Source organism: Psychromarinibacter sp. S121, from assembly GCF_049801035.1.
In the GTDB taxonomy this organism is placed as follows: Bacteria; Pseudomonadota; Alphaproteobacteria; order Rhodobacterales; family Rhodobacteraceae; genus Psychromarinibacter.
In genome coordinates, this window is sequence record NZ_JBNAGE010000001.1 from 957,528 (window position 1) to 983,830 (window position 26,303).

Here is a 26,303-nt window from a genome sequence, read left to right on the forward strand (position 1 = left end):
AGCGGTCGGGATGGAGATGTTCGTCGGCGGGAAATGGGTCAGCGGCTCGGGCGCACGGATGCCGGTGACCGACCCCCGCAGCGGTGCCGAGGTCGACACGGTGCCCGAGGGCGGCGCGGCAGAGGCCGACGCGGCGGTGCTGTCGGCGGCGGCGGCCTTCGAGGACTGGCGGCAGGTGCCGATGGCCGAACGCGTCCGGGTCGTGAAGGCCTGCGCGACGGCGATGCGCGACGCGGCGGCCGAGGTCGGCGCGCTGCTCCACCGCGAGCTCGGGCGGCCGCTTGCCGCCTGCACCGGAGAGATCGCGCGCTCGGCGGACCTTCTGGACATCTATGCCGAGGAAGGACTGCGCCTTCAGGCGACGATGGCGCTTGGGTCCGGCGCGGGCGAAAAGACGGTGGTCACCCGCGACCCGGTGGGCGTGGTGGTGGCGATCACCCCGTTCAATTATCCCGTCACGCTGTTGATGTTCAAACTCGGCGCGGCGCTGGTGGCGGGCTGCACGGTGGTCGCCAAACCCGCCGAGGACACGCCCCTGTCGACGCTGAAACTGGCCGAATTGTTCCATGCGGCAGGGCTTCCGGCGGGCTGCTTCAACGTGGTCACCGGCACCGGGCGCGGCATCGGGGCGGCGCTGGTCGAACATCCGGTGCCCCGCAAGGTCGCCTTCACCGGCGGCACTGCGGCGGGCAAGGCCATCGCCGCCGCCGCGATGGGAACGCTGAAGCGGGTGACGCTGGAACTAGGCGGTCAAAGCGCCGCCATCGTCTGTGCCGACGCCGATCTCGAAACGGCGGCCAGCGCCATCGTGCGGCACGGCTTCGCGAACTCGGGGCAGTTCTGCTATCGGGTGAACAGGGTCTATGCCGACCGCGCGGTCTATAAACCGCTTCTTGACCTGATGCGGGAAAAGGCACGGGCGCTGACCATGGCGCCCGCCGGCGGCGAGGGCGATCTGGGCCCGATGGTGAACGAGAAGATCTTCGCCAACTCGGTGCTTCAGTCCGACGACGCCCGCGCGAAGGGCGCGCGCATCCTGACCGGCGGCGCACGGGTGACCGGCGACGGCTTCGACGGCGGCTTCTACTTCCCGCCGACCCTGATCGCCGACGCCACCCACGACATGCTGATCCTCACCGAAGAAACCTTCGGCCCGGTCATCGGAGTCTGCCCGGTCGACGGTCCTTTCGAGGCGCTGCGCCACGCCAACGCCAGCCGCTACGGGCTTGCGGGTTTCGTCTTTGCCCGCGACCTCGCGCTGGGGCTGACGCTGTGCGAGCGGATGGAGGCCGGGTCGGTCTGGCTCAACGACATTCAACGCTCGTCCCACCACGTGCCGTTCGGCGGCATGAAGCAAAGCGGCCTGGGTCGCGAGAAGGGGCGTTACGGAGTCGAGAGATACCTCGAATACAAGACGATGTATCTGAGCTACGAGGTGCCGACATGAGCGACGATGCCGTCTTTCTGCCCCGCGACCTGCCGCTGTGGCAGGATGCGAAACCCTATCTGGACGTGCGCAACAACGACGAACACACCATCGTCGCCTACGGGCTGGCAAAGGCGCTGCTGGACCAGATCCCCGAGGCCGATCCGGCTGTGGTCTTGCCTGCCGTGGTGCTGCACGACGTCGGCTGGAAAAAGATCGACCCGGCGCATCTGCTGGACGCCATCGACAAGAAACCGGGCTTTGAACACCTCGTCCGCGAGCACGAGATCCACGGCGTGCAGATCGCGCGCGAGATCCTGCGGCGGCACCGGCCCGAGGGTGTCGATATCGAGGCGGTGCTGGCGATCATCGACGGTCACGACACCACCAGGCACGCGCGCTCGATCAACGACGCGGTGATGAAGGACGCCGACAAGGGCTGGCGCGCGACCCTGCACGGGGTGCGCACGATCTCGGCCTGGTACGGTTGGTCGCTGCCGGAATTCTTCGACATGCTCGAAACCCGCTCGAACCCCAACATGCTGACCCCGCAGGGACGGGCGCTGGCCGAGGGGATCACGGCGGCGGCAAGGGCGGAACTGCAGATCGGGAGATACTTGTGACGGATCTTGGACTTGCCGGAAAACGCGTCGTCGTGACCGGGGCCGCGGGCGGATTGGGCCGCGCCTTCGCGCTGGCCTTCGCCGGGGCGGGCGCCACGGTGCTGGCCGCCGACATCGACGAGGCAGGGGCCGCGGAAACCGCGCGCATGGCGGGCGGCACGGCTGCGAAGGTGGACGTGACGGACACCGAAAGCTGCCGCGCGCTGGCCAGGGTGGCGGGCGCGGTGGACGTGTTGGTGAACAACGCGGCGCTGTATGCCGGTCTGCCGCGCGGGCCCTTCGAGGATCTGGACGAGGGGCTGTGGGACAAGGTCATGGCGGTCAACGTCAAGGGCGTCTGGCAGATGACCCGCGCCTTCTCTGATGCCTTGCGGGCCTCGTCCGGGGCGGTGGTCAACGTGGCCTCGGCGACGGTGTTCTCGGGCTCGCCGCAATGGATGCACTACGTCGCCTCGAAGGGTGCGGTGATCGCGATGAGCCGGGTGATGGCCAAGGAGATGGGCGGCGACGGGGTGCGGGTGAACGTGCTTGCGCCCGGCTTCACCCTGACCGAGGCGAGCTATGGCCACATGGCCGACGCCAAGGGCTACGGCGCCGACCGCGCCGCGCTGAAACGCAATGCCGAGGTCGAGGACATCACCGGCGCGGCGCTGTATCTCGCGTCGCCGCTGGCGGGGTTCATGACCGGACAGACGATGGTCGTCGACGGCGGCAAGCAGTTCATCTGAGGAGAGACAGGCAATGGTACAGGTGGTCTTCATCGAGCAGGACGGCACCCGCCGCGAGGTCGACGCGGTCGAGGGCGAACCGCTGATGTACGCCGCACGCGGCGCGGGCGTCGAGGGGATCATCGCGGAATGCGGTGGCTCGGCCATGTGCGCGACATGCCACTGTTACGTGGTCGACGCGCCCGGCGGCGTGCTGCCGCCGCCCGAGCCGCAGGAAGCGGACACCATCGAGTTCATGGCGCACGAGCCGCAGGACAACTCGCGGCTGCCCTGCCAGATCAAGGCGACCGCTGCGATGGAGGGGCTGGTGCTGCAGGTCGCGACCGGGCGCTAGGCGTGTTCAGGGGGACGATCTTCCGGAAGATCGTTGCGGTAGGAATTTCTTAGAAATTCTGTGGGTTGCTACCGTGCGAGGACGCCGCCATCGACCACCAGCGTGGTGCCGGTGACAAAGTCCGACGCGGCAGAGCACAAGTAGATCAGCGACCCCGCGATCTCGTCGGCTTCCGCGATGCGTCCCATCGGGGTGTAGCGGCGGAAAGAGTCCGCCTGCGCGTTGGTCGAGGGGCGCGTCTCGGTCCGGAAAAAGCCGGGGCAAAGCGCGTTTACCTGAATGCCATGGGGGGCGTATTCCACCGCCAGTTCCCGCGTCAGGTTCACCACCGCGCCCTTCGACGCCGCATAGGCGGGGCGCGGTTGCAGTCCGGCAGGTGCGGACAGGCCCCACATCGACGCGACGGTGACGATCTTGCCACGCCCGCGGGGCAGCATCTGACCAAGCGCCGCGCGGCAGGTGTGGAAGGTGCCGGTCAGGTTGACGTCCAGCGTGCGCTGCCAGCCCTCGGTGCCGGTCCTGTGCGCCAGCGTGCGGTCCGGGTCCGAGATGCCCGCGTTGCAGACGGCGATGTCGAGCGGACCGAACGCCTTGACCGTGCGGTCGACCGCGTCGGTGACGGCGGCTTCATCGGTGACGTCTCCGGTCAGCGCCAGCGCCTCGGGGCCAAGCGCGTCCACCGTGGCGGTCAGCGCCTTGGCGTCCGCGTCGAAACATCCGACCCGCGCGCCGTTCTGGACCAGCGCCGTGACCATCGCGCGGCCCAGCCCCTGCGCCGCGCCGGTGACGAAGGCCACCCGGCCCTCGACGCCGAAAAGCGCCGTCAGGCTCATCCCCGGCGGGCCGCCGCGAAGGCGGCGAACCAGTCAAGCGCGCCGGGGTTCTTGGTGGCGTCGCGGCTGGCCACCTTGTCGGGCGGGTCGCCCAGCAGCAGCTTGCGCACCGGGACTTCCATCTTCTTGCCGGTCAGCGTCGCCGGGATCTCGGGGGCCTCGACCACTTCGTCGGGGACGTGGCGGGGGCTGCGTTCGGACCTGAGGCGGCGGGCGATGTCCTTTTTCAGGTCGTCGGTGAGGCTATGACCCTCGGCCATCTGGACGAACAGCGGCATGTAATAGCCGCCGTCGGGCTCCTCGATGCAGACGATCAGGCTGTCGGCGATCTCTGGGAAGGTTTCCATCGTGCGATAGATCTCGGCAGACCCGATGCGGACGCCGAAGCGGTTTAGCGTGGCGTCGGACCGGCCGAGGACGAAGGCGCCGCCGTGGGCGTTGAATTTCACCCGGTCGCCGTGGCGCCAGAGGCCGGGGTAGGTGTCGAAGTAGCTGTCGGTGTAGCGCGCGAAATCGTCGTCGCCCCAGAAGAACAGCGGCATCGAGGGCATGGGCGTCTCGATCACCAACTCGCCCACCTCGTCGATCACGGGCTGGCCGTCTTCGGAATAGGCGCGGGCGGCGGTGCCAAGGCCGGGCGCCTGAATTTCGCCCGCGCGGGTCGGAAGCAGGGGAGAGCCCGCAAGGATGCCGGAACAGAATTCGGTGCCGCCGGATTGCGAACTGGCCCAGATGTCCGTGCCGATTGCCTCGTAGGCCCAGGCGAAGGTTTCGGGGGTCGAAGGGGAGCCGACCAGCATCACCGATTGCAGCGCCGAGAGAACAAAGTCGCGGCCCGGCACGATGCCCTGCTGGCGTACCATCTGGATGTAGGTGGGGCTGACCCCCATCACCGAGGCGTTCGTCTCTGCCGCGATGCGCCACAGAAGTTTCGCATCCGGATAGGCCGGGTGCCCGTCATACAGCACCGCGCGGGCGTTCATCAGCGGGCCCCACATCAGCGTGTTCCAGACCATCCAGCCGGTCGTGGAGTAGAAGAACAACGCGCCGCCCTCGGCGATCTCGAAATGGAAGGCGGCGGATTTGTAGTGTTCCAGAACGATGCCGTGGTGGCCCTGCACGATGGGTTTCGGCAGGCCGGTGGTGCCCGACGAGAACAGCACCCACAGCGGGTGATCCGAGCGCACGCGTTCATAGACGAACCCCTCGCGCGGGACCTCGGGGCGGTTTAGGATCGTCTCCCAAGTAATTGTTTCGCGCGCGAAACAAGTCAACGGGGCGTTAAGATATCCAAGCGACACCACGCGCTCGACAGTGGGCAGCGCGTCGAGGATGCGGGTCAGGTCGGCAGAGCGGTCATAGTCCTTGCCGCCATAGCGGTAGCCGTCGACGGTGAAGACCAGCTTCGGTTCGATCTGGCTGAACCGGTCGATCACCGTCTGCGCGCCGAACTCGGGCGCGGCCGACGACCACGTGGCGCCGATGGCGGTGGTGGCGAGCATCGCGATCACCGCCTCGGGGATGTTCGGCATGTAGGCTACCACGCGGTCGCCGGGGCCGATGCCCATCTCGCGCATCGCGGTCGCCAGCTTGCGGACGGATGCGCCGACCTCGGCCCAGCTGATCGCCGCCTGCGGGCGGATCTCGCTGGAGTGGTGCAGCATCGGGCGGTCGGGGTCGCCGGTGGTCTCATGGCGCAGCACGTGCTCGGCATAGTTCAAGCGGGTGCCGGTGAACCAGCGGGTGCGCGGCATCGGGTCGGCGGTCATCACCGCGTCGATCTCGCCGTCGTGGAGGATCTCGAAATGGTCCCAGATGGATTTCCAGAACGCCGCCGGATCGTCCACCGACCACTGCCACAGATCCCAATAGCCATCGAACCTGCGGTTCCGTTCGGCGAGCCAGTCCATGTAGCCGGTGATGTTCGACTGTGACAGGCGCTCGGGGCCCGCCTGCCAGAGGATGTCGCCCTCTGCGACCGGGGCGGTATCGGTTGCGGTACTGGTCTCGGTATCGGTCATGCGGGCACCTTCGGGAACCACGGCTGGGCAGCGAAGCCGGTCAGGTCGTCCAGCACCACGTGGGCGCGTTCTTCCTCGGGGAAGCCCATGAACTTCGCCGTGTCCGCGATGCCGGTGGTGACGCCGACACAGAAGGCGCCGGCCTTTCGGCCCATGCGGATTTCCAGCTTGGGGTCGTCGCCGATCACCGCCATTTCGGACGGCTGCGCGCCGGTCAGCGCAGTGACGATCTCCAGCCCCGCGGTCTCGGGCTTGCCGAAGACGGTGACCTTGGTGTCGGTGGCGTTTTCCAGCGCGGCGGCGATGGCGCCGGAGATGCCCAGCATCCGGCCCTTGGACGAGGCGAAATAGGGCGCGACAGAGCCCGCGAAGGGTGTCGCGCCGTCCCAGACGGCTTGCACCACCGACTCTAGCTCGGTGGCGCCGAAGTCGCGGGTGTAGCCCAGCAGCACGGCGTCGACCGGGCCTGCGTCGGGGGTGGGGTCGACCACCTGTATCCCGGCGTCCTGAACCGGGACGCGGGTGCCGTCGCCGCCCATCACCATGATGCGGGTATAGCCCATCCGCGCCAGCGCCTGCGCGGCGACGGCGGCGGGGGTAAGGATGTGGCCTTCGTCGATCACGATCCCGGCGTCGGCCAGCAGCGGATAGTAGTGCGCGGGCGGGAAGAAGGTGCCGTTGGTATAGGCGACCACCTTGACGCCTGCTGCGCGGCAGGCGGCCAGCGCGTCGATTGCACCGGGCAGGGCGGTGAAGGTGCCCGCCTCTTTGTTCATCAGGGCGAGGGTGCCGTCGATGTCGAACACCGCGGCGCGGATGTTGGGGGTCATGGGGCGGTCTCCGTCAGGCGTGTCGGCTGTCTGGTATCGGGTCTGGCGGCGGCGGGGCCAAGGGTCAAGTCCGGGGCGTGTCGGCGTCGGGTCATCTGCCGCGCCCGTTCAGTTCCAGCTTGAACCCGGGCTTGTCGATCTTCACAGAGCCCAGCCCCTTGCGCGCGGTCAGTTCCCGCAGCAGATCCATCACCGGCTTTGACTTGGGGTCGTAGCCGCGCCGGGCGGGACCGGCGGCGACCATCGCGTCGACCTGATCCTCTGGCATGGTGGCGCGCAGCAGGAACTCCTCGTCGGAACAGCCCTTGCCGATCTTCGCGCGAAGCTCGTCCAGCGAGGCCATCTGCGCCTCGTCCTCCAGCGCGCGGGCGCGTTTGCTGTCGCGGATGCGGGCCTCGATCTCGCGGTCCATCGGCATCGCGGGCTTGCCGAAGCGGCCAAGGACATAGCGGGTGACCTCGTCGGGGACCGTCTCGTACCGTTCCTTGCCGGTGACGTTCAGCATCGCCTGCGTGCTGACGATCTGCGAGAATGGCGTGACCATGATCGGATAGCCGAGTTCGGCGCGGACGCGTTCGATTTCCGTCAGCACCTGCGGCAGCAGATGAGCGCGCCCGGTCTCGGCCAACTGGCGCTTCATCGTGCCCATGACGCCGCCGGGCAACTGGTGGCGGAAGAAGGCACGGTCGTACTGGCCGGGGTGGCCGGGGGGCAGGCCCTCGGAGGCGGTCAGCGCCGTCATGTAGGTGTCGAACAGGGCCACGGCCTCGTCGTTGACGTCGACCGTGTGGCCCATGTCGCGCAGGTTGGCGATGGTCTGCGACATCGAGGGCTGCGCCATCCCGTCGGCTGCGCCCGCCGCGCAGGTGTGCAGGCAGTCGACACCGGTCTCGGCTGCCTCGAGATAGGAGAACGGCGCAAGGCCGATGGTGCAGTGCGAGTGGAATTCCAACGGCACGGTTCCCATCACCGCCTTCAGCGCGGGCATCAGGGTGCGGGTGCGTTCGGGGGTGATCAGGCCGCCGGGGTCCTTGACGTAGATCTTGTCGAACTTGCCCGAGGCCGCGAGCTTGCCCGCGGCTTGTGCGAAATGGGCGTCGTCATGCAGTGGCGACAGGGTGAAGGTCAGCGCCGCGACGATCTGTTCGCCGCCGGCCCTGCGGGTGAGGTCGGCCATGTTCAGCATCGCCGGGACGTTGTTCATCGGGTCCATCACCGCGAAGCGGCGGATGCCGTTGTTCACGACAAGGCGAAAGGCGAATTCCATCAGTTCCTCGGACGCCGCTTCCCACGAGATGAAGCGCATGCCGGTGGTGAGGAAGGACAGGGGCGTGTCCGGCGTCGCCTCGCGCATCAGGCGCAAGCGCTCCCACGGGTCTTCCTTCTTGAAGCGGACGGCCACGGCCATGTGGGTCGAGGTGGTGAAGTCGATGGATTCGAAGCCGATCCGCTCCATCACCGGGGCGATTTGCAGCATCATCCCGGTGTCCAGCCCGGTGGCGCCCCAGTTGGACTGGTTGCCGTCGCGCAGGGTGGTGTCGATCAGGGTGACGTCGGTCATTCGGAGATCCTCGCCAGCAGGCCGGGCAGATAGTTGGTGTCCACGCCGCCCTGCCGGAACGCGTCGTCGGACAGGATGGCGGCGTGCAGGGGGGCGTTGGTGGCGATGCCGTCCAGCGCGCAGACCTTCAGCGCCGCCTGCATCCGCTCGATCGCCTCGGCGCGGGTCTCGCCGTGGGTGATCAGCTTGGCGACCATCGAGTCATAGAAAGGCGGGATCATCGCACCCGGTGTCATGTGGGTGTCAACGCGCAGGCCGGGCAGGGAGGGAAACCAGGCCTGCGCGACCCGTCCGGGGCTCGGCATGAAATCCCGGGCGGGGTCTTCGGCATTCAGGCGGCATTCGATGGCATGGCCGCCGAGGCTGATGTCCTCCTGCGTGAGCGGGAGGGGAGCGCCCTCGGCGATGGAGATCTGCAACGCGATCAGATCGAGACCGGTGATCGCCTCCGTCACCGGGTGTTCCACCTGGATGCGGGCGTTCATCTCTAGAAAGTAGAACTCTTCCCGCTCTACGTCGACAAGGAATTCGACCGTTCCAAGAGAACGATACCCGATGTGACGCGCAAACTTCACCGCGGCGTCCAGCAGGCCCTGCCGCAGTTTCGGGGTCAGGTGGGGGGCCGGGGCCTCTTCGACCACCTTCTGATAGCGGCGCTGGACCGAGCAGTCGCGCTCGCCTGCGTGGATCACCGTCTCGCCGTCCGAGATGATCTGGACCTCGACGTGACGGCCGACGGTCACGTAGCGTTCGAGATAGACGCGGCCGTCGCCGAACGCCGCCGCCGCCTCGGAGGTGGCGAGGTCGAGCTGGGCGGCGAGGTCCTCGGCGCGGTCGACGCGTTTCATGCCCTTGCCGCCGCCGCCCGCGACGGCCTTGATGAGCATGGGAAAGCCCACCTCGTCCGCCAGCTTCGCGGCATCCTCGGCGGTCTCGGCCTCGCCGCCCGGCACCAGCGGGACGCCGGCGTTTCCGGCGTGGGTGCGGGCGGTCAGCTTGTCGCCCACGGCTTCGAGGTTGGCGGGGCTGGGGCCGATGAAGGTCAGGTTGTTGGTGGCGCAGGCTTCGGCCAGCGCCTTGTTCTCGCTAAGGAAACCGTATCCGGGGTGGATCGCGTCGCAGCCGGTGCCAAGCGCGGCCTCGATCACCGTGCCGACCTTCAGATAGCTTTGCGCAGAGGGCGCGGGGCCAAGGCAGACGGCACGTGTGGCGAGTTGCGCACCAAGGCTGTCGCGGTCGGCTTCCGAGACGCCCAGCACGGTCTCGATCCCGAGCGCGCGGGCGGTGCGGATGATGCGCACGGCGATCTCGCCCCGGTTGGCGATGAAGATGCGGCGGATCGGGGCCATGTCAGGACGGCTCGATCCGGATCAGCGCCTGCCCGTGTTCGACCAGCTGGCCGTTCTCGGCGAGGATTTCGGTCACGGTGCCGGCCAGTCCGGCGGTGACCGAGTTCATCAGCTTCATCACCTCGATGATGCCGATCACGCTGTCCTCCGTGACCGTATCGCCCACCTGCACGAACGGATCGGCGCCGGGTTTGGCGGCGCGGTAGAAGGTGCCCAGCAGCGGCGCGGGTACCTCGGAGCCGCCGCCGGAGGCCACGACCGGCGCGGTGACGGCAGCCGGTTCCGGAACGGAGGGGGTCGCCGGGGTCGCGGGCGGCTCTGGCGCGGTGGTCGAAGCGGTAGGCGCGGGTGCGGGTGCGCCACGGCGGCGGAGTTCGAGCTTGAGGTCGCCCATTTCCAGCCGCAGCTCGTCGAAGTCGGAACCGTCGATCATCCGCAGGATGTCGTCGATGTCTGAACGGGTCAGCCCGGTCATGGTCTCCTCCCGGTGGGTGTCCGTGTCGGGGCGACCGTAGGCGGGCGGAGGGCGGCGGCTCAATTCGTGGCCGCTTGGTATTTCACCGGGTGAAACGGCGCCCCGAAGCGGTCACGCGTCGCGAGGGTGGCGGGCGTCGACCGGGAAGGGGGGCAGCCAAGGCTCGCGCCGGATCGTCCATAGCTCGTAGTCGGGCGTGAAGACGCCGGGCGCGTCGAGGGCGCCGAGGTGCAGTTCGAAGTCGCCATCGCTTTCGGCATAGACGGACGAGCCGCAGCGGGGGCAGAAGTGGCGGCCCTTGTAGGATCGGGTTTCGCCGGTCACCGTCACGTTTTCGGGGCTAAAGATCGCCGCCGCGTAGAACACCGCGCCGTGGTGTTTGCGGCAATCAAGACAGTGGCACACGGCGACCCGGTCGGGTTTGCCCGTGGCCTCGATCCGCACGTCGCCGCACAGGCAGCCGCCGCTGTGTCGTTCCATCGCGTGTTCTCCCGAAGCTTTCGGGGGAACCCTAGGGCAGAATCCCCGTTCGCCACAGCGTGACCTTGATGCCGCCCAGCGGAACCGGCGCGCCGGGGCGCTCGAAGGGCAGGGCGGTGGCCTTGGCAAGCCCCGCCTCGCTGGTGACAAGGCCCACGCGCCAGCCCGAGAAACGTTCGGTCAGCACCTTGCCGAGCGCGCCGTAGAGCCCGTGCAGCATGCCCTTGTTGCCGATCCGCGCGCCGTAGGGCGGGTTCACGATGACCAGCCCCGGCGGGCCTTCGGGCGGGGTCAGGTCGCTGACCGGGTGGCAGGCGAAGGAAGTGAAGGCGTCGACGCCGGCGCGGGCGGCGTTCGCCTCGCTCATGCGGATCGCGCCCTGATCGCGGTCGGAACCGTAGAACACGGGCGCGGGGGCGGCGTGGGGCTGGCCCGCCTTCATCCGCGCCCACGCGGCGGGGTCGAAGCTGGCGAGATCCTCGAAGGCGAAGCGGCGGGTGCGGCCCGGCATCAGCCCGGCGGCGATCTCGGCGGCCTCGATCACGAAGGTGCCGGAACCGCACATCGGGTCCACCACCGGTTCGCGCCCGTCATAACCGCATTGGCGCAGGAAGGCGGCGGCGAGGTTCTCGCGCATCGGGGCCTTGTTCACCGCCTCCTTGTGGCCGCGCCGGTGCAGCGGATCGCCGGAGGTGTCCAGCGAGACGGTGACGAGGTTGTCCTCGATCCGCACCTTGACCGAGACGGCGGCCTCGGCGGCGTCCTGCACCACCGGAGCGCCCAGCGTCTCGGCGATGGCGGTCTCGATCCGCTGGGTGGCGGCGCCGGCGTGGTAGATCTTGTTCTTGCGGCTGGTCGCGGTCTCGACCCGCACCGGCACGTCCGCGCGCAGGACGTCGGCCCACGGGAACTTGCGGGCGCGCTTGTCCAACTGGGCAAGGTGGAAGGCGCGGAATTCGCCGACGCGGACCAGCACGCGTGCGGCGCAGCGCAGGGTCAGGTTGGCGCGCCAGACCTCGGGCCAGCCGCCCTGCGTCTCGACGCCGCCCGGCACCGCGCGGGGCGCGGCGAAGCCTGCGGCGCGGGCCTCGTCGGCCAGCACCGGCTCCAGCCCCGGCGCGCAGGCAAGGAAGATGCCAAGCGGGGTGCCGGTCACTCTGCGCCGCGCGACAGGGCGGCGACGCCGGTGCGGGCCATCTCGTTCAGGCCTAGCGGGCGCATCAGGTCGGCGAACGCGTCAACTTTCTGCGGCGTGCCGGTGATCTCGAACACGAAGCTTTCCAGCGTCGAGTCGACCACGTTGGCGCGGAAGATCTCGGCCAGACGCAGCGCCTCGATCCTGTTGTTGCCGGTGCCCGCGACCTTGAACAGCGCCAGTTCGCGTTCCACCGCCATGCCCTCGACCGTCAGGTCGTGGACCTCGTGAACCGGCACGATGCGGCCCAGCTGCGCCTTGATCTGTTCGATGACCTCGGGGGTGCCGGTGGTGACGATGGTGATGCGGCTCAGGTGGCCTTCGTGATCGGTCTCGGCCACGGTCAGGCTTTCGATGTTGTAGCCCCGGCCCGAGAACAGGCCGATGACGCGGGCAAGGACGCCCGCTTCGTTGTCGACGAGCACGGATAGCGTGTGACGCTCCTCGGCCTGCGCGTGGGGGTCCTTGAGGTCGTAGGCCGAGTGTTTCGACAGGCCCTTCTTGAGTTTCAGTGCCGACATTTGGTCTTCCTTCCTGCGACAGTATTTAACCTTGCGCGGCCTTGCGCGCGGTCAGTACAGTTCAATCATCTTAAATTTGACGTGCGCCGGGCTGCCAGCCGATTTGCGCATGATTTCAGTATGTTGGGGGCACCATGAAACACGCCATCGCCAGTTGCAGCGCAGCCGTCCTGATTTCCGCGAGTCTTGCCGGAACCGCCACGGCGCAAAGCGCCGACGAGCTTGCCAAGAAGCTGGCCAACCCAATCGCCGATATCATCAGCGTGCCGTTCCAGTTGAACTACACCCGCAACATCGGCGTGAACGACGATGGCAACCGGTTCACGCTGAACGTGCAGCCGGTCATTCCCATCGATCTTGGCAACGGTTGGAACCTGATCTCGCGCACGATCATGCCGATCAACAAGAACGACCTTCCGGGCAATACCGACAGCGGTATCGGCGACATCTCGCAGACGTTCTATTTCTCGCCCACCGACTCGGGCAGCCTGATCTGGGGCGTAGGCCCGGCGTTCCTGCTTCCCACCGGGGCGGATGGCTTTACCGCCGACACGTTCGCCGCCGGTCTGACCGGCGCGGTGCTGACCCAGTCGGGCAACTGGACGGTCGGCGGCCTTGCGGTTCACCTGTGGGACGTCGACGGTCCGGCGGACATCAGCCAGACGCTGATGCAGCCGTTCGTGACCTATGGGCTGGGCAACGGCCTGTCCGTCGGCATGAACTCGGAAACCACCTATGACTGGGTGAACGACGTGTGGACGGTGCCGATCTCGGCCACCGTGTCCAAGGTCCTGTCCGTCAACGGGCAGGCGATGAACCTGTCCGGCGGACTGGTCTATTACGCCGAGGCGCCCGACAGCGGCCCCGAGGGGCTGTCGTTCCGGTTGGGCCTGAGCCTGGTGTTTCCGAAGTAGTCGCACGCGACACCCTTTCGCATCCACGCATGGTGCATGACGGGAGTCCGGGCGGGGAGGACCCGCCCGGAACGTCCGATCAGACCAGCACCGCGCCGCCGGCTTCGATGGCGCCCTGCGTCTGCGCGTTCTCGCCCAGCAGCATCTCGTTGTGCGGCTTGCCCGAGGGGATCATCGGGAAGCAGTTCTCGTGCTTCTCGACGAGGCAGTCGAAGATCACCGGGCCGTCGTGGTTGATCATCTCCATGATCGCATCGTCCAGATCGGCCGGGTCCGAGATCATGATGCCCTTGGCGCCGAACGCCTCGGCCAGTTTCACGAAATCGGGCAGGCTTTCCGACCACGAGTGCGAATAGCGTTCGCCGTGCAGCAGTTCCTGCCACTGGCGGACCATGCCCAGACGTTCGTTGTTCAGGATGAACTGCTTGACCGGCAGGCGGTACTGAACCGCGGTGCCCATCTCTTGCATGTTCATCAGCCACGAGGCTTCGCCGGCGACGTTGATCACCAGCGCGTCGGGGTGCGCGACCTGCACGCCGATCGAGGCGGGGAAGCCATAGCCCATCGTGCCGAGGCCGCCAGAGGTCATCCACCGGTTCGGCTCGTCAAAGCCAAGGTACTGGGCGGCCCACATCTGGTGCTGGCCGACCTCGGTGGTGATGAACCGCTGCGGGTGGTCCTTGGTCAGTTCCTCCAGCCGCTTCAGCGCGTGCTGCGGCTTGATGGTCTTTTCGCTGTTGGTGAAGGCGAGGCAGTCGATCTTCTTCCACTCGTTGATCTTGTGCCACCAGCGCTGCACCGCGTCGGCGCGGGTCTTGGAGCCGCGCGATTTCCACAGCGCCAGCGCGTCTTCCAGCACCGAGCCGACATCGCCGATGATCGGCAGGTCGACGTGGATGACCTTGTTGATCGACGAGGGGTCGATGTCGATGTGGACCTTCTGCGATTTCGGGCTGAAGTCCTGAACGCGACCGGTGATCCGGTCGTCGAACCGGGCGCCGACGTTGATCATCAGGTCGCAGCCGTGCATCGCGAGGTTGGCCTCGTACAGGCCGTGCATGCCCAGCATCCCCAGCCAGTTCTTGCCCGACGCCGGGTAGGCGCCCAGACCCATCAGGGTCGAGGTGATCGGGAAGCCGGTGGTGTCGACCAGTTCACGCAGCACCTTGCTGGCATTCGGGCCCGAGTTGATGACGCCGCCGCCGGTGTAGAACACCGGGCGTTCGGACTGCTCGATCAGTTCGACCAGCGCCTCGACCGCGTCCGGGTCGCCTTTGGTCTTGGGGCGATAGTGCGAGGTGCGCGCCTTCTTCGGTTCCGTATAGGTGCCGTTGGCGAACTGGACGTCCTTCGGGATGTCGATCAGCACCGGGCCGGGACGGCCGCTGGTGGCGACGTGGAACGCCTCGTGGATGGTGCCCGACAGCTTGTCGGTGTCCTTCACCAGCCAGTTGTGCTTGGTGCAGGGGCGGGTGATGCCGACGGTGTCGGCTTCCTGGAAGCCGTCGGTGCCGATCATGAAGGTCGGGACCTGCCCGGTCAGGACGACCAGCGGGATCGAGTCCAGCAGCGCGTCCGTCAGGCCGGTGACCGCGTTGGTCGCGCCGGGGCCCGAGGTGACCAGAACGACGCCGGGCTTGCCGGTCGAGCGCGCATAGCCCTCGGCCGCGTGCACCGCGCCCTGTTCGTGGCGGACCAGATAGTGACGGATGTCGTTCTGCAGAAAGATTTCGTCATAAATCGGTAGGACGGCGCCGCCAGGATAGCCGAATACCGTGTCCACACCCTGATCCTTCAGGGCCTGAACCACCATTTTCGCTCCGCTCATCTGACGTGTCATCGATACTGTTCCTTGGCTGACGTCATCGCTGCTTGGTTTCGGACATGAAAAAGCCCCCGGCTTTCGGTCGGGGGCGCATGGGGTCCTGATAGGGTTACCGGCGGTTACCGGCCCATGCGCCTTTCTCTTACGAGTACAAGAATGAGGTCCATTGACCGGCTCCTTCACGTGCGTGGGCGGACATTATTGAGGGGGGTGGCGGGCGTCAACCGTCGAAACCGCATTTTTTGGATAAAGTTTCGAGAGGACCCCTTGTCGCGAAAGATTATTTCAACGGAGCGAATCTCCCGCGATACATGCCGGGAGCACGCTTATTTCGTTGATTGGTTAATTAAACTAATAAAGTTGCGAATGGTCTGGAACGGTCCGAGCCGACCGGAGCGTGTATGTCCGTGCGTAACTTCTCTGCATTTGCGGCCAAACTCCTAAAAGTAAGGCTTTATTCGAGTTCACCATATGGCTAGTGTGCGCCCACTCTATCAGCTGCCGGGCGGGGAGCCCGGTTGCCGACTAAAAAACTCGGGAGGAGAAAACCTAATGGATCGTCGTTCGTTTCTGAAAAACTCCGCGCTTGGTGGCGCGGCAGCGGCCGGCACCGCGCTGGCGGCTCCGGCCTATGCGCAGGGCAAACGGACCCTGACCATGGTCACGACCTGGCCCCGCGGCCTTGCCGGCGTGTGGGATTCGGTGGAGCGCGTGGCCAACAACATCACTGCCGCGACCGACGGCCAGATCACCGTCGACGCCAAGGCGGCCGGTGAACTGGTGGGCGCGTTCGAGGTGTTCGACGCCGTGACCGCCGGTCAGGCCGACATGTACCACGGCGCCGACTACTACTTCGTCGGTCAGCACCCCGCCTTCGCCTACTTCACCGCGGTTCCGTTCGGCATGACGGTTCCCGAGCTGATGACCTGGTACTACGGCCAGGACGGCATGGCGCTGCACCACGAGCTTGGCGAGATCTTCGGCATCCGTTCGTTCATCGCCGGTCAGACCGGCGCGCAGGGCGGCGGCTGGTTCCGCAACCCGGTGAACTCGGCCGAGGACTTCAACGGCCTCAAGTTCCGTATGCCGGGCCTTGGCGGCGAAGCGCTGTCGAAGCTGGGCGCCTCGGTGCAGAACGTGCCGGGTGGCGAGATCTACCAGGCCCTGTCGACCGGCGCGCTTGACGCGACCGAGTGGATCGGCCCGTGGTCGGACGAAAAGCTGGGCCTGCAGGAAGTCTGCGACTACTACTACCCGGCCGGTTTCCACGAGCCCGGCGCGGCGCTGTCGGTCGCGATGAACCTCGAAGTGTTCGAAAGCCTGACCCCGGCGCAGCAGAAGACGGTCGAGCTGGCCGCTGCCGATGCGCACCAGGCCAACTATGCCCAGTTCATCGCGAACAACGGCCCGGCGCTGGAGCGTCTGACCTCGGGCGGCACCCAGGTTCAGACCTTCGCGGACGACATCTGGGACGCTTTCGGCAATGCGTCGATGGAAGTGCTGAACCAGTACACCAGCGACGACATCTTCAAGAAGATCCACGACTCGGCTCAGGCGTCGATGAAGTCGACCTCGGGCTGGCTCTCGGTGTCGGACAGCGCCTACGCGCAGCAGCGCAACCGCGTTCTGGCGTCGATGTAAGCCACCACTCTTCCACGCAACGGCCGTGCGCGTTTCCCCGCGCGCGGCCATCTCGATTTGAGGGCAGGGCGCATGGGCGACGCACTGATCTGGTTCTTCACGAACATCGGCATGGGGGTCTACAACCTTTTCTATGCCATTACTCATCCCGGGCTGTGGCTCAATTGGGCCGACAAGGAAGCGCTGATGCGCTTCATCTACTACGGCGGCTCGGTTCAGTTGTTCTTCGTGGTCTTCGTATTGTTCCTGATCCTGACGGCTGTCGGCATCTGGAAACGCGAGATCCTGTGGGGCGCGGTCAGGGTGCTGGAGGGCATCGGCAACACGGTGGGGCGGTTCTTTGCCTGGGCCGGTCTGCTGATGGTGCTGCAGCAGGTGATCGTCGTGTTCCTGCAATCCATCTTCCGGATGGGCAACCTGACCATCGCGCCGTTCGGGGTGGGCTTCACCCAGTCGGTCGGCTGGTTCAGCGAGGAACTGAAGCTTTACAACGCCCTCGTGGTGGCGCTGTGCGTCTCTTACACCTTCATTCAGGGCGGCCACGTCCGGGTGGACCTGTTCTATGCGACCGCGAAGTACCGCACCAAGAAGGTGGTGGACATGCTGGGGTCGCTGTTCTTCATGATGCCGGTCGCGGTGCTGACTTGGATGTACGGCTGGTACTTCCTGTGGCGGCACCTCGTGGTGCCGAAGCCCTCGGCCTCGGACACGCTGGACCGGCTGCTGACCAAAAGCCGCGCGCTGCGCTGGAACGTCGAGACCATCGGCTTCTCGCCCAACGGCTTCAACGCCTACTTCCTGTTCAAGATCCTGCTCCTGTGCTTCGCCGGGCTGGTGTTCCTGCAGGCCATCGCCTTCTTCTACCGCTCGTACCTCGAATTCGTCGAAGGGCCGGAGAGCGAAGGCAAATACCACGACAAGGACGTGCTCGAGGCTGGTGAAGAAGCCTACGACCACGCCGAATTCTAAGGGGGCAGGGACATGCTTTTCGGACTCGACGGCATCGAGATCGGCCTGATCATCGTCTTCCTCTGCCTGTTCGGAGGAATCCTGTCGGGCTTCCCGGTGGCCTTCGCCATCGGCGGCGCCGGCATCATCTCGTTCGGGATCATCGCCTCGCTCGACAGCGCGGGGCTGCTGATCCACCAGGCGATCGACACCGGAAGCCAGGCCTACAGGGACCTGGTGGGGACGGGGGTGAACCCGTCCAACATCTCGGTGTTCAGATACCCTGAACTGCCACGACTGGCGGAACCCGTCTTCCCGCAGGGCTGGGAAGTGGCGATGGACCGCAACGTCAGCTTCATCGTGAACCGCATCAACGAACGCGTGCTGGCCGGCCAGTCCATCGAGACGCTGCTGGCGGTGCTGATGTTCGTGATGATGGGCATCACGCTGGAACGCTCGAAAATCGCCGAGGACCTGCTGACCACCATGGCGCGCGTCTTCGGTCCGATGCCGGGCGGCCTTGCCGTGTCGGTGGTCGTGGTGGGCGCGTTCCTTGCCGCCTCGACCGGCATCGTCGGCGCCACCGTCGTCACCATGGGCCTGCTGTCGCTGCCCACGATGCTGCGCAACAACTACTCGCCGGAACTGGCGACGGGGGTGATCGCAGCCTCGGGGACGCTGGGGCAGATCATCCCGCCGTCCATCGTCATCGTGCTTCTGGGCACGCTGGCGGGCGACCTTTACGCCACCGCGCAGGAGGCCCGCGCGCAGGCCGTTGGCTGTACCGACGCGCTGACCTACCTTGGCAAACCCGCCGTGGTTTCGGTCGGCACGCTGTTCCAGTCGGCGATGCTGCCGGGGATCATGCTGGCGATGCTGTACGGCCTTTATGCGCTGGGCTACGCGATCCTGAACCCGTCCAAGGCGCCGCCGGTGGAGCTGGGCTCTGCCAATGGCGAGCCGATCACCCGCCGCGACGCGATGGGCTGGTTCGTGGGGGCGCCGATCCTGCTGATCGGGGGCGTCATCCTTGCGGCGCAGATCGGTCTGGTGGGCAGCCAGGACGTCCGCTACGGCCCGCATGCTTCGGCTGACCGGGTGTCGGTGCTGCGCACAAGCGTCAGCCCCGAGTGCCAGGAGGCGATGATCGCGCTGCACGGCCAGGCGGCCTGGGACGCGGCGGTCGAGTACCGCGCGTCCGGCGGGCAGGACACCCCGGCCGAGGAAGAGGCCGTCGAGCCGACCGAGGAAGAAGCCGCGGCCGCGCTGGCCGAGCGCGTGCGCAACGCCGCGCCGGTGGGCACCGGGGTCGCGATCCTGATGCTGATGGGCGCGCTGATCCTCACCACCGCGCGGGGTGTGTCGCCGCTGGGCGATCCGAAGCCGCTGCTGGTGGGGGCCGTGGGCGTCGTGCTGGGCGTCCTTGCCGACATCCTGCTGATCACGCCGGCGACCTCGCCGGGGACGACGGTGGTGATCCTTGCCATCCCGTTCGCGCTGATCGTCTACGCCTGCTTTTTCGCGTTCCAGCGATTGGCGCAGAACGACCTGCTGCGGGTGGTGTTCCCGCCGCTGGTGCTGATCGTGGCGGTGCTGGGGTCGATCCTTGGCGGCATCACCAACCCGACGCCGGCCGCGGCGCTGGGTGCGGCAGGGGCCATCATGCTGGCCGCCTACCGCCGGCTGAAGGACGAAGAGCGGTCGGGCCGCATCATCATCCTGGCGACGCTGGCCATCGTGGTGATGATCCTGCTGGGGATGAACTTTGACCTGCGGATCGCGCAGGCGGACACCTTCGAGGATTACGTCGCCTACCTGACAGCATACGCGGCCTATATGTTCGCGGTCTTCGGCCTGCTGTTCGGCTGCTGGGTGCTGCTGCGGGGCGGGGTGCTGGGCCCGATCGTGCGCGAGACGGCGAAGGTCACGTCGATGGTGTTCACCATCCTCATCGGCTCGCAGCTGCTGAACCTCGTGGTGATCTCCTTTGGCGGCGAGCATTACATCCAGGACTTCCTGAAGAGCTATGACAACGAGTTCACGGTCTTCCTGATCGTGATGCTGGTGCTCTTCATCCTGGGCTTCGTGCTGGACTTCCTCGAGATCATCTACATCGTCATCCCGATCGTCGGGCCGGTCATCTACGGCGGCACGATGGATCCGAAATGGGTGACGATCATGATCGCGGTGAACCTGCAGACGTCGTTCCTGACGCCGCCCTTCGGCTTTGCGCTGTTCTACCTGCGCGGCGTGGCTCCGCCCACGGTGACGACGGGCCACATCTATCGCGGCGTGGCGCCCTTCGTGGTGATCCAGGTCGTGGGGCTGGCGCTGTTGTGGCTGTTCCCGGGCGTGGTGACCATCGTGCCGGACCTGATCCCGAACTAGGGACGACGACAACGAAACGAGAGAAGCCGGAAGGGGAACCTTCCGGCTTTTTCGTTTGTGGCGGCGCGGGGGTACGGCTGCTTACTCAAGCGTTTGTGAATGTGTGTGATCGGTGGCTGGTGGCGGGGTTTCCCATTGATCGGGAATGCCAGCTTCTCGTGCCCTCCCAATGCGATGTCGGCATTGAAGCGGCGCACAAGCGGTCCGCACGCCTTTTCGATGACGCGCTTTGGCAGGGTGCGGCGCTGACAGTCCTACGCGGCGGGGCCGAGGTCAACTTGGCGAGCGGAGGCAGCCGCATGGCGCCCTTTTTCCGGTTGAGCGCCGGGACCGGCTGGCGCAGACTGGGCGAAGGCCTTGCTCGGGCCTCCACCCTCCATCCGGGAAGCATCTGACATGCGGAGCGACATCGTCTGACCCTGTCTCGTTCGAGCCAGCGCATAAGGAGGGATTGCGAACACGGCTTGGAAGAGGAGGAAGACACATGCAGTTATCCGCTCCCATTCACGTGCTGAAGCGCAAGGCGAAGGTCATGGCGCGGGACAGCGACCTTGCCCTGCATCAGGCATTGGACCGCGTCGCCGTCGCGGAAGGCTATCGAAGCTGGAGCCACCTTTCGGCGTCGACATCGACGCAGGAGCAACCGGGCGGCGCGGTGCTGGCGCGGCTTCGGCCCGGCGAGTTGTGCCTGATCGGCGCGCGGCCCGGACAGGGCAAAACGCTTCTCGGGCTGGAACTGGCCCTGAGGGCGTCGCAGCTTGGCCGCCGGGGGTTTTTCTTCACGCTGGATTATCACGCGCGTGACGTCGCCGACCGCCTGCGCTCCATCGGGCCGGATGTGGCGTCCGCCGGGGATGCGCTGGTGATCGACACGTCCGACGATGTGTCGGCGGACCATATCGTCCGCCGTCTGCGGGCCAACGAGCAGCCCGCGCTTGTCGTCGTGGACTACCTTCAATTGCTGGACCAGAAGCGCACGAACCCCGACCTGCAGACGCAGATGGCGGTGCTGCGGGACTTTGCGGACGAAACCGGCGCGATCTGCGTGGTGATCTCGCAGATCCACCGGTCGTTCGACCTGTCCGACAGGCCGATGCCCGATGTTTCGGACATCCGGCTTCCGAACCCGTTGGACCTGTCCGTGTTCGACCGGTTCTTCTTCCTGCATGGCGGCAGGGTTCGGATGGACCGGGCGGCGTAACGGGTGGCGGTCTACGGCCGCCCGCGCGGGTTCCGTCGGCGGGTTCACGCGAGGTCACGGGCGTTTGATCGGATCGTGATGGAACCAAGCGCTTTTCAGCCTGTTTTACTTCCACGTCATCGGCGGGCAATGGCCGTGCTTCGCGCGCCCACTGGAAACTTCCACTGGTTATGCCATTTCCGTCGAACAGGCAGCTGCGGGGTCAACCCGCGGCGACTTGGAACGAGCTTGGAGTAGTGAACAATGAAAACCCTTCTGATCGCATCGGCCGCCGCGGCAACGCTCGCCGCGCCCGTATTCGCCGGCAGCCTGACCCCCGTCGCGCCGGATCCCGTGGTGCCCGCACCGGCGCCCGCGCCGATGCCGGTGGCATCCTACGACTGGACCGGCTTCTACGGCGGTGCCCAGTTCGGCTGGGGCATGGCGACCGCGGATGACGGTACCACCGAAGAAGACGGCGACGGTATCCTTGGCGGTATCCACGCCGGTTACGACTGGGACCTCGGCAACTACGTGTTGGGCGTCGGCCTCGACTATGACGCCGCCGATATCCAGTTCGACAACAACCTGGGCAGCATCGACTCGGTCGCCCGCGCACGTCTGCGTGCCGGTTACGACGCCGGCAGCTGGCTGATCTACGGTGTTGGCGGCGCGGCGCATGCCGACGCGTCGATCAGCGGCACCGACTACAGCGACATGGGCTGGTTCGCCGGTGGTGGTGTTGAATACCGCGTGAACGAGAACGTCTCGGTCGCCGGTGAAGCCCTGTACCACGGCTTCGACGACTTCGACGACACCGGCGTGGACGCAAGCGCCACCACGCTGCAGGGTCGCGTGACCTACCGGTTCTGATCTTTCCCCAGACAGATCCGTATTGGGCCGGGGCGGGCAACCGCTCCGGCCTTTTTTCGTGGGTCAGAGGGTCGCGGCCAGTTCCGTGACCACCTGATGCACCGCCATCACGTCGTCGCGGGTGCAGTCGAAGCTGCCGGCGGTGACGCGGATGACGAACTGTCCCTCGTGGCGGGTCTGGGTCAGGTAGATCCGGCCATCCGAGTTGACCTTATCCAGCAACCGCTCGGTCGCGGCGTCGGCGTCGCCGCCGCCGGGCGTGTAGCGGAACGAGAACAGCGCAAGGCGCGGCTCGGTGGTGATCTCGAACCCCGGCGTGGCGCGGAACGCCTCGGCCAGTTCCTCGATCCAGGCCACGTGATTGCGGATGCGGCTGCGCAGGTTCTCCAGCCCGTAGGCGCGCAGGACGAACCACAGCTTCAGCGCGCGGAAACGGCGGCCCAGCGGCACCGTCCATTCATTGAAGTTGACGATTTCCTCTTCGCCGATGGTTTGCAGGTAGTCCGGCCGCAGTCCCAGCGAGCGGATCTGCGGCGCGGGGTCGGCAAGGAACTGGACCGAGCAGTCGAACTGCGCGCCCAGCCACTTGTGCGGGTTGAAGACGATGCTGTCAGCGCCCTCGACCCCCTGCCACAGTGTACGAAACTCGGGGCAGATCATCGCGGACCCGGCCCATGCGGCGTCGACATGGGTGTACAGGCGGTGATTGCGGGCGACCTCGATGCACTCCGCGATCGGGTCGAAGGCGCCGATCGAGGTGCCGCCGGTACACAGCACCACGCCCGCCGGGGTGCGGTCGTTGAAGATGTCGTCGCGGATCGCGGCGTCCAGCTTGTCGGGGTCCATGCGGTACTCGGCATCGGTGCCGATCTTCACGAGGTTGCGCTGGCCGATCCCCGCCAGCCGCACCGCCTTGTCGACCGAGCTGTGGGTCTGGGCCGAGGCATAGATCCGCAGCCGCTGGCCGGTCAGCCCCTCGTCGACGCTGCGCCAGTCCGAGGCGCGGTCGCGCATGGTGATCACGGCGGACAGCGTGGCCACGGTGGCGCTGTCGTGGATGGTGCCTATGAAGCTGTCGGGCAGACCCAGCGCCTGCCGCAGCCAGTCGGTTGTGACCTGCTCGATCTCGGTGGCGGCCGGAGACGCCTGCCAGATCATGCAGTTGGAGGCGATGGAATTGGCCAGCTGCTCGGCCAGCATCGACGCGGGCGAGGCGTTGGCCGGGAAGTAGGCGAAGAACCGGGGGTGCTGCCAGTGGGTCATCGCGTCGGGCACGATGCGCTCGAAATCGGCGAAGATCTCTTCCATCGGCTCGGCCGCCTCGGGCGGCGCGGCGGGCAGCTTGGCGGCGGTCTCGCCGGGTTTCGTCTGGGCGCGGACCGGTCGGTCGCGCAAGGTGGCATGGTACTCGTGCGTCCAGTCGGCCGCGCGTTTTGACCAGATTTTCAGCTCGTCGTGATTCATGGCGCGCAGTTGTCCACGCGGCTTGGCGTTTGGCAAGCGGGAGGACGTCGCAGGGGGGCTTCAGTCGTTATCGAACCGCGCCAGCAGCGCGTCCACCTCGGCGCCGGGCATCACTTGCGTGAGGTTGCCGAAATCGCCGTTCCCGAACATCGCCTGCGCCGCGTCTCGGATCGCGGCGTGGGTGACGCGGGCCAGCGCCGAGCCCAGCGAGATGCGGGCGATCCCAGCCGCGGCGTACTCGGCGCGGCTGATTTGCGCGAACCGGCCCGAGGCAAGGGCGTTGACCGGCTTTGCCGTGGCCTTCACCACCTCAGCCAGCGCGGCCATGTCGGGCGGGAGGGGGACATACAGGCAGTCGGCCCCCGCCGCGTCGAAGGCGCGGACGCGGGCCAGCGCCTCTGGCATGTCATAGGTGCCGGTCATTACCCCGTCGGCGCGGGCGACGAGGACGAAGTCGCGCGGCAGGGCGCGGGCGGCGGCGGACGCGGCTCGGTTGCGCTCGGTCGCCAGCGCGCGGTCGTAGTGCGAGCCGGTGGCGAAGGCGGTGTCCTCGATCGAGATTCCCGCCAGCCCGGCCTCGGCCGCCATCCGGACGGTTTCGGCGCATGTGTCGGGGTCGTCGCCATAGCCGTTCTCGAAATCGCCCGAGACCGGAACGGGCACGGCTGCCACGAGGTCCTGCGCATGGGCAAGGGCCTCGTCCCGCGTGACCGTGCCGCCGTCGGGGCGGCCCAGCGTGAAGGCGTGGGCCGCCGAGGATGTGGCGATGGCGGGCGCGCCGAGGGCGGCCAGCATACGGGCGCTGCCGGCGTCCCATGCGTTGCCAAGGATGAATGGATCGGCCGGCCGGTGCAGCGCGCGGAAGGCCGCGCCTGGATCAGACCGCGCGCCCATCAGGCGGCGCGCGCCTCGGCTTCGGCGAAGCGCACGAGGCGGTTCAGCGCTTCGGTCAGTTGTTCTTCGTCGACGGTCAGCGCGATGCGGATGTGCCCGGCGGCGGAGGCGCCGAAGCTTTCGCCCGGCATAACCCCGACAAGTTCGGTGTCCAGCAAAGCGTTCGCGAAGGCCTCTCCCGTCAGGCCGGTCTTGCGGATGTCCAGCATCAGGTACATCGCGCCCTGGCTGGGGACGGTGACGAAATTGTCGGACCGCTCGAGGATCGCGAGCGCGGTCTCGCGCCGCTGGCGGAAGCGCTCGGAGATGTCCTCTTCGATCTCGCCGCCTTCCTCCAGCGCGTAGATCGCGGCGTCCTGGATATAGGCGGGCAGGCCATAGGTGGTGTGGGTCGACAGGTTGATCAGGTGCTCGATGGCGTCCTCGGGGCCGACGATCCAGCCGACGCGGCTGCCGGTCATCGCGTGGCTTTTCGACAGCGAGCCGATCACCAGCGTCCGCTCGGCCATGCCGGGCAGGGCGCGGGGGCTGAGGTGCTCGCCCTCCCAGACCTGCGTGTCGTAGACCTCGTCCGAGATCAGCCACAGGTTCCGTTCCTTCATCACCTCGGCGATGCCTTCCAGCGTCTCGCGGCTGTAGACGACGCCGGTGGGATTGTGCGGCGTGTTGATCAGCAGCGAGCGGGTGCGCAGGTCGACCGCGTCCCGGATGTCCTGCGGCTGCGGCTGGAAATCGAACTCGGGCCGGGCGGGGACGGTCTTGGGGATCGCGCCGATGCCGCGCACCGAGCCGGGGTAAGTGGCATAGTAGGGTTCCACGAACAGCGCGGTGTCGCCGTGGTCGCAGGTGGCGGCATGGGCGGCGAACAGCGCGCCCTGGCCGCCGGGCATCACCACCACGTTGGCGCGGGTGGTGGGAACGCCGGTGCGCTCGGTCACGCGTTCCGCGATGGCGTCGCGCAGCTCGTCGGCGCCGGGGACCAGCGGATAGCCGGTATTGCCGTCCAGCGCCGCCTCGTGCATCGCGTCGAGGATGTCGGGGTCGGTCGGGATGTCATGGTCGCCAAGGGTCAGGTTGATGACCGGTTTGCCGGCGTCTTCCATGGCGCGTGCACGTCTGAAGACGTCCCACCCGTCGCTGCCCCCGGCGGTGAGGTTCGTGATCCGTTTTGAAAGTCGCATGCCCCTAGCGACGGCGTCGGGGCCGTTGTTGTCAACCTGAGGGGCCTCAAATTTTAGGGAAACTTCATCTTGACATGAGGCGATGCCGATAATGTTCGCGGTGCCCAATTTTTTGCCGGCCCCGTTTGGGCTTAAGCCCGAGACGTTAACCGCCCAGCGTCGCCTGCACCTTTTTGGGAAGCTTGTCGCGGATCAGGCGGTAAGAGGTCTCGATCCGGTGCCGCGCCTCGTCCGGGGCGGTCTCCCACGGCAGCAGGATCCACGAGCGGTGGAAATACGCGGCTTTCTGGCCGATGCCGGTGTGGATCAGCATCTCGGCGGTCTCGACGCTGTCGGTCTTGACCGCCATCCCCGGCGTGACGGAGCCGATGCAGGCGAACATCTTGCCGCCCACCTTCCATGCCTCGTGGCCGCCGCCCCAAGGGTCGGAGACCTCGGCGCCGGGCAGGGCGGCGCATATGGCGTTCATGTCGTCGCGGGTCATGGCGGGAGGGTAGCACGCGGCGGTGCGGGTGTCGTGGGCGGAGTTGGCGGGATGGGATGGTGATGGGGTGGTGGGATGGGGTGGAACCCCATCCTACGGGGCCGGTAGGATGGGGTTTTACCCCATCTCAGGCCC

General features: G+C 67.0%; 24 protein-coding genes. 10 read left to right on the plus strand and 14 right to left on the minus strand.

Features of this window, described 5'->3' with window-relative positions; genetic code table 11:
• Positions 1-10: 10 nt before the first annotated feature.
• The 4 genes from ACP156_RS04670 to ACP156_RS04685 are packed head-to-tail and all read left to right on the plus strand — an operon-like array spanning position 11 to position 3,111.
• Positions 11-1,447, plus strand: a complete 1,437-nt coding sequence (locus ACP156_RS04670) for an aldehyde dehydrogenase family protein (RefSeq protein WP_425050138.1) — start codon at positions 11-13, stop codon at positions 1,445-1,447.
• Positions 1,444-2,049 carry an HD domain-containing protein gene (locus ACP156_RS04675; RefSeq protein ID WP_425050139.1) on the plus strand — a complete coding sequence of 202 codons (606 nt, stop codon included), beginning with the start codon at positions 1,444-1,446 and terminating at the stop codon, positions 2,047-2,049. Before ACP156_RS04670 ends, ACP156_RS04675 begins: the two co-directional genes overlap by 4 nt.
• Positions 2,046-2,777 carry an SDR family NAD(P)-dependent oxidoreductase gene (locus tag ACP156_RS04680; protein ID WP_425050140.1) on the plus strand — a complete coding sequence of 244 codons (732 nt, stop codon included), beginning with the start codon at positions 2,046-2,048 and terminating at the stop codon, positions 2,775-2,777. The genes ACP156_RS04675 and ACP156_RS04680 overlap by 4 nt, the downstream gene beginning before the upstream one ends.
• 13 nt (positions 2,778-2,790) lie before the next feature.
• Positions 2,791-3,111: a 2Fe-2S iron-sulfur cluster-binding protein gene (locus ACP156_RS04685; protein WP_425050141.1), complete on the plus strand. Its 321-nt coding sequence runs from the start codon at positions 2,791-2,793 to the stop codon at positions 3,109-3,111.
• 68 nt (positions 3,112-3,179) lie between these two features.
• Here ACP156_RS04685 and ACP156_RS04690 read toward each other — a convergent pair whose 3' ends face one another.
• The 9 genes from ACP156_RS04690 to ilvN all read right to left on the minus strand — a co-directional run bounded on the left by ACP156_RS04690 (position 3,180) and on the right by ilvN (position 12,376).
• Positions 3,180-3,944 (minus strand): SDR family NAD(P)-dependent oxidoreductase, encoded by a 765-nt coding sequence (locus ACP156_RS04690; protein WP_425050142.1) that lies wholly within the window; start codon positions 3,942-3,944, stop codon positions 3,180-3,182.
• A complete protein-coding gene (locus tag ACP156_RS04695) occupies positions 3,941-5,965 on the minus strand; it encodes an acetoacetate--CoA ligase (RefSeq protein WP_425050143.1) in 2,025 nt (674 codons plus the stop codon). Before ACP156_RS04695 ends, ACP156_RS04690 begins: the two co-directional genes overlap by 4 nt.
• The gene (locus tag ACP156_RS04700; RefSeq protein ID WP_425050144.1) at positions 5,962-6,795 is read right to left on the minus strand and encodes an HAD-IIA family hydrolase; all 834 of its coding nucleotides are present in this window, start codon (positions 6,793-6,795) and stop codon (positions 5,962-5,964) included. Before ACP156_RS04700 ends, ACP156_RS04695 begins: the two co-directional genes overlap by 4 nt.
• A 91-nt stretch (positions 6,796-6,886) precedes the next feature.
• Complete coding sequence (locus ACP156_RS04705; protein WP_425050145.1) at positions 6,887-8,356, minus strand: hypothetical protein; 1,470 nt, start codon at positions 8,354-8,356, stop codon at positions 6,887-6,889.
• Positions 8,353-9,705 carry an acetyl-CoA carboxylase biotin carboxylase subunit gene (locus tag ACP156_RS04710; protein ID WP_425050146.1) on the minus strand — a complete coding sequence of 451 codons (1,353 nt, stop codon included), beginning with the start codon at positions 9,703-9,705 and terminating at the stop codon, positions 8,353-8,355. The genes ACP156_RS04705 and ACP156_RS04710 overlap by 4 nt, the downstream gene beginning before the upstream one ends.
• A 1-nt stretch (position 9,706) precedes the next feature.
• Entirely contained in the window at positions 9,707-10,180 is a 474-nt protein-coding gene (gene accB, locus ACP156_RS04715) for an acetyl-CoA carboxylase biotin carboxyl carrier protein (RefSeq protein ID WP_425050147.1), read from the minus strand.
• 111 nt (positions 10,181-10,291) lie between these two features.
• Positions 10,292-10,660 carry a GFA family protein gene (locus tag ACP156_RS04720; RefSeq protein WP_425050148.1) on the minus strand — a complete coding sequence of 123 codons (369 nt, stop codon included), beginning with the start codon at positions 10,658-10,660 and terminating at the stop codon, positions 10,292-10,294.
• A gap of 31 nt (positions 10,661-10,691) precedes the next feature.
• On the minus strand, positions 10,692-11,816 hold the full coding sequence (locus ACP156_RS04725; RefSeq protein WP_425050149.1) for a THUMP domain-containing class I SAM-dependent RNA methyltransferase: 1,125 nt from the start codon (positions 11,814-11,816) through the stop codon (positions 10,692-10,694).
• The gene (gene ilvN / locus ACP156_RS04730) at positions 11,813-12,376 is read right to left on the minus strand and encodes an acetolactate synthase small subunit (RefSeq protein ID WP_425050150.1); all 564 of its coding nucleotides are present in this window, start codon (positions 12,374-12,376) and stop codon (positions 11,813-11,815) included. Before ilvN ends, ACP156_RS04725 begins: the two co-directional genes overlap by 4 nt.
• A 134-nt stretch (positions 12,377-12,510) precedes the next feature.
• Here ilvN and ACP156_RS04735 point away from each other — a divergent pair, with 134 nt between their 5' ends.
• Positions 12,511-13,290, plus strand: coding sequence for a transporter (locus ACP156_RS04735; protein ID WP_425050151.1), 780 nt, complete (start codon positions 12,511-12,513; stop codon positions 13,288-13,290).
• Positions 13,291-13,369: 79 nt separating this feature from the next.
• Here ACP156_RS04735 and ACP156_RS04740 read toward each other — a convergent pair whose 3' ends face one another.
• Positions 13,370-15,130, minus strand: a complete 1,761-nt coding sequence (locus tag ACP156_RS04740) for an acetolactate synthase 3 large subunit (RefSeq protein WP_425050152.1) — start codon at positions 15,128-15,130, stop codon at positions 13,370-13,372.
• A 537-nt stretch (positions 15,131-15,667) separates the two neighbouring features.
• Between ACP156_RS04740 and ACP156_RS04745 the strand changes: the two genes are divergently transcribed.
• The 5 genes from ACP156_RS04745 to ACP156_RS04765 all read left to right on the plus strand — a co-directional run bounded on the left by ACP156_RS04745 (position 15,668) and on the right by ACP156_RS04765 (position 22,145).
• Complete coding sequence (locus ACP156_RS04745; protein ID WP_425050153.1) at positions 15,668-16,756, plus strand: TRAP transporter substrate-binding protein; 1,089 nt, start codon at positions 15,668-15,670, stop codon at positions 16,754-16,756.
• Positions 16,757-16,828: 72 nt separating this feature from the next.
• Positions 16,829-17,725 (plus strand): TRAP transporter small permease subunit, encoded by an 897-nt coding sequence (locus ACP156_RS04750; RefSeq protein ID WP_425050154.1) that lies wholly within the window; start codon positions 16,829-16,831, stop codon positions 17,723-17,725.
• A 12-nt stretch (positions 17,726-17,737) separates the two neighbouring features.
• Positions 17,738-20,092, plus strand: coding sequence for a TRAP transporter large permease (locus ACP156_RS04755; RefSeq protein ID WP_425050155.1), 2,355 nt, complete (start codon positions 17,738-17,740; stop codon positions 20,090-20,092).
• A gap of 484 nt (positions 20,093-20,576) precedes the next feature.
• Positions 20,577-21,293 carry a DNA helicase gene (locus ACP156_RS04760; RefSeq protein WP_425050156.1) on the plus strand — a complete coding sequence of 239 codons (717 nt, stop codon included), beginning with the start codon at positions 20,577-20,579 and terminating at the stop codon, positions 21,291-21,293.
• A gap of 243 nt (positions 21,294-21,536) precedes the next feature.
• On the plus strand, positions 21,537-22,145 hold the full coding sequence (locus ACP156_RS04765; RefSeq protein WP_425050157.1) for an outer membrane protein: 609 nt from the start codon (positions 21,537-21,539) through the stop codon (positions 22,143-22,145).
• A 63-nt stretch (positions 22,146-22,208) separates the two neighbouring features.
• Here ACP156_RS04765 and ACP156_RS04770 read toward each other — a convergent pair whose 3' ends face one another.
• The 4 genes from ACP156_RS04770 to ACP156_RS04785 form a co-directional block, all read right to left on the minus strand.
• Positions 22,209-23,609: a pyridoxal phosphate-dependent decarboxylase family protein gene (locus tag ACP156_RS04770; RefSeq protein WP_425050158.1), complete on the minus strand. Its 1,401-nt coding sequence runs from the start codon at positions 23,607-23,609 to the stop codon at positions 22,209-22,211.
• 60 nt (positions 23,610-23,669) lie between these two features.
• Positions 23,670-24,503 carry an isocitrate lyase/PEP mutase family protein gene (locus ACP156_RS04775; RefSeq protein ID WP_425050159.1) on the minus strand — a complete coding sequence of 278 codons (834 nt, stop codon included), beginning with the start codon at positions 24,501-24,503 and terminating at the stop codon, positions 23,670-23,672.
• Complete coding sequence (locus ACP156_RS04780; protein WP_425050160.1) at positions 24,503-25,684, minus strand: pyridoxal phosphate-dependent aminotransferase; 1,182 nt, start codon at positions 25,682-25,684, stop codon at positions 24,503-24,505. The genes ACP156_RS04775 and ACP156_RS04780 overlap by 1 nt, the downstream gene beginning before the upstream one ends.
• Before the next feature lie 145 nt (positions 25,685-25,829).
• Positions 25,830-26,168 carry an MmcQ/YjbR family DNA-binding protein gene (locus tag ACP156_RS04785; RefSeq protein ID WP_425050161.1) on the minus strand — a complete coding sequence of 113 codons (339 nt, stop codon included), beginning with the start codon at positions 26,166-26,168 and terminating at the stop codon, positions 25,830-25,832.
• Between the last annotated feature and the right edge of the window lie 135 nt (positions 26,169-26,303).

Excerpts from the sequence above, each read along its gene's own strand:
- accB (WP_425050147.1), bottom strand. The coding sequence starts at position 10,180 with ATGACCGGGCTGACCCGTTCAGACATCGACGACATCCTGCGGATGATC.
- ACP156_RS04710 (WP_425050146.1), bottom strand. The coding sequence starts at position 9,705 with ATGGCCCCGATCCGCCGCATCTTCATCGCCAACCGGGGCGAGATCGCC.
- ACP156_RS04735 (WP_425050151.1), top strand. The coding sequence starts at position 12,511 with ATGAAACACGCCATCGCCAGTTGCAGCGCAGCCGTCCTGATTTCCGCG.
- ACP156_RS04670 (WP_425050138.1), top strand. The coding sequence starts at position 11 with ATGGAGATGTTCGTCGGCGGGAAATGGGTCAGCGGCTCGGGCGCACGG.
- ACP156_RS04745 (WP_425050153.1), top strand. The coding sequence starts at position 15,668 with ATGGATCGTCGTTCGTTTCTGAAAAACTCCGCGCTTGGTGGCGCGGCA.
- ACP156_RS04740 (WP_425050152.1), bottom strand. The coding sequence starts at position 15,130 with ATGACACGTCAGATGAGCGGAGCGAAAATGGTGGTTCAGGCCCTGAAG.
- ACP156_RS04765 (WP_425050157.1), top strand. The coding sequence starts at position 21,537 with ATGAAAACCCTTCTGATCGCATCGGCCGCCGCGGCAACGCTCGCCGCG.
- ACP156_RS04780 (WP_425050160.1), bottom strand. The coding sequence starts at position 25,684 with ATGCGACTTTCAAAACGGATCACGAACCTCACCGCCGGGGGCAGCGAC.
- ACP156_RS04695 (WP_425050143.1), bottom strand. The coding sequence starts at position 5,965 with ATGACCGATACCGAGACCAGTACCGCAACCGATACCGCCCCGGTCGCA.
- ACP156_RS04675 (WP_425050139.1), top strand. The coding sequence starts at position 1,444 with ATGAGCGACGATGCCGTCTTTCTGCCCCGCGACCTGCCGCTGTGGCAG.
- ACP156_RS04720 (WP_425050148.1), bottom strand. The coding sequence starts at position 10,660 with ATGGAACGACACAGCGGCGGCTGCCTGTGCGGCGACGTGCGGATCGAG.
- ACP156_RS04760 (WP_425050156.1), top strand. The coding sequence starts at position 20,577 with ATGCAGTTATCCGCTCCCATTCACGTGCTGAAGCGCAAGGCGAAGGTC.
- ACP156_RS04755 (WP_425050155.1), top strand. The coding sequence starts at position 17,738 with ATGCTTTTCGGACTCGACGGCATCGAGATCGGCCTGATCATCGTCTTC.
- ACP156_RS04785 (WP_425050161.1), bottom strand. The coding sequence starts at position 26,168 with ATGACCCGCGACGACATGAACGCCATATGCGCCGCCCTGCCCGGCGCC.
- ACP156_RS04750 (WP_425050154.1), top strand. The coding sequence starts at position 16,829 with ATGGGCGACGCACTGATCTGGTTCTTCACGAACATCGGCATGGGGGTC.
- ACP156_RS04700 (WP_425050144.1), bottom strand. The coding sequence starts at position 6,795 with ATGACCCCCAACATCCGCGCCGCGGTGTTCGACATCGACGGCACCCTC.
- ACP156_RS04690 (WP_425050142.1), bottom strand. The coding sequence starts at position 3,944 with ATGAGCCTGACGGCGCTTTTCGGCGTCGAGGGCCGGGTGGCCTTCGTC.
- ilvN (WP_425050150.1), bottom strand. The coding sequence starts at position 12,376 with ATGTCGGCACTGAAACTCAAGAAGGGCCTGTCGAAACACTCGGCCTAC.
- ACP156_RS04775 (WP_425050159.1), bottom strand. The coding sequence starts at position 24,503 with ATGGGCGCGCGGTCTGATCCAGGCGCGGCCTTCCGCGCGCTGCACCGG.
- ACP156_RS04685 (WP_425050141.1), top strand. The coding sequence starts at position 2,791 with ATGGTACAGGTGGTCTTCATCGAGCAGGACGGCACCCGCCGCGAGGTC.
- ACP156_RS04770 (WP_425050158.1), bottom strand. The coding sequence starts at position 23,609 with ATGAATCACGACGAGCTGAAAATCTGGTCAAAACGCGCGGCCGACTGG.
- ACP156_RS04705 (WP_425050145.1), bottom strand. The coding sequence starts at position 8,356 with ATGACCGACGTCACCCTGATCGACACCACCCTGCGCGACGGCAACCAG.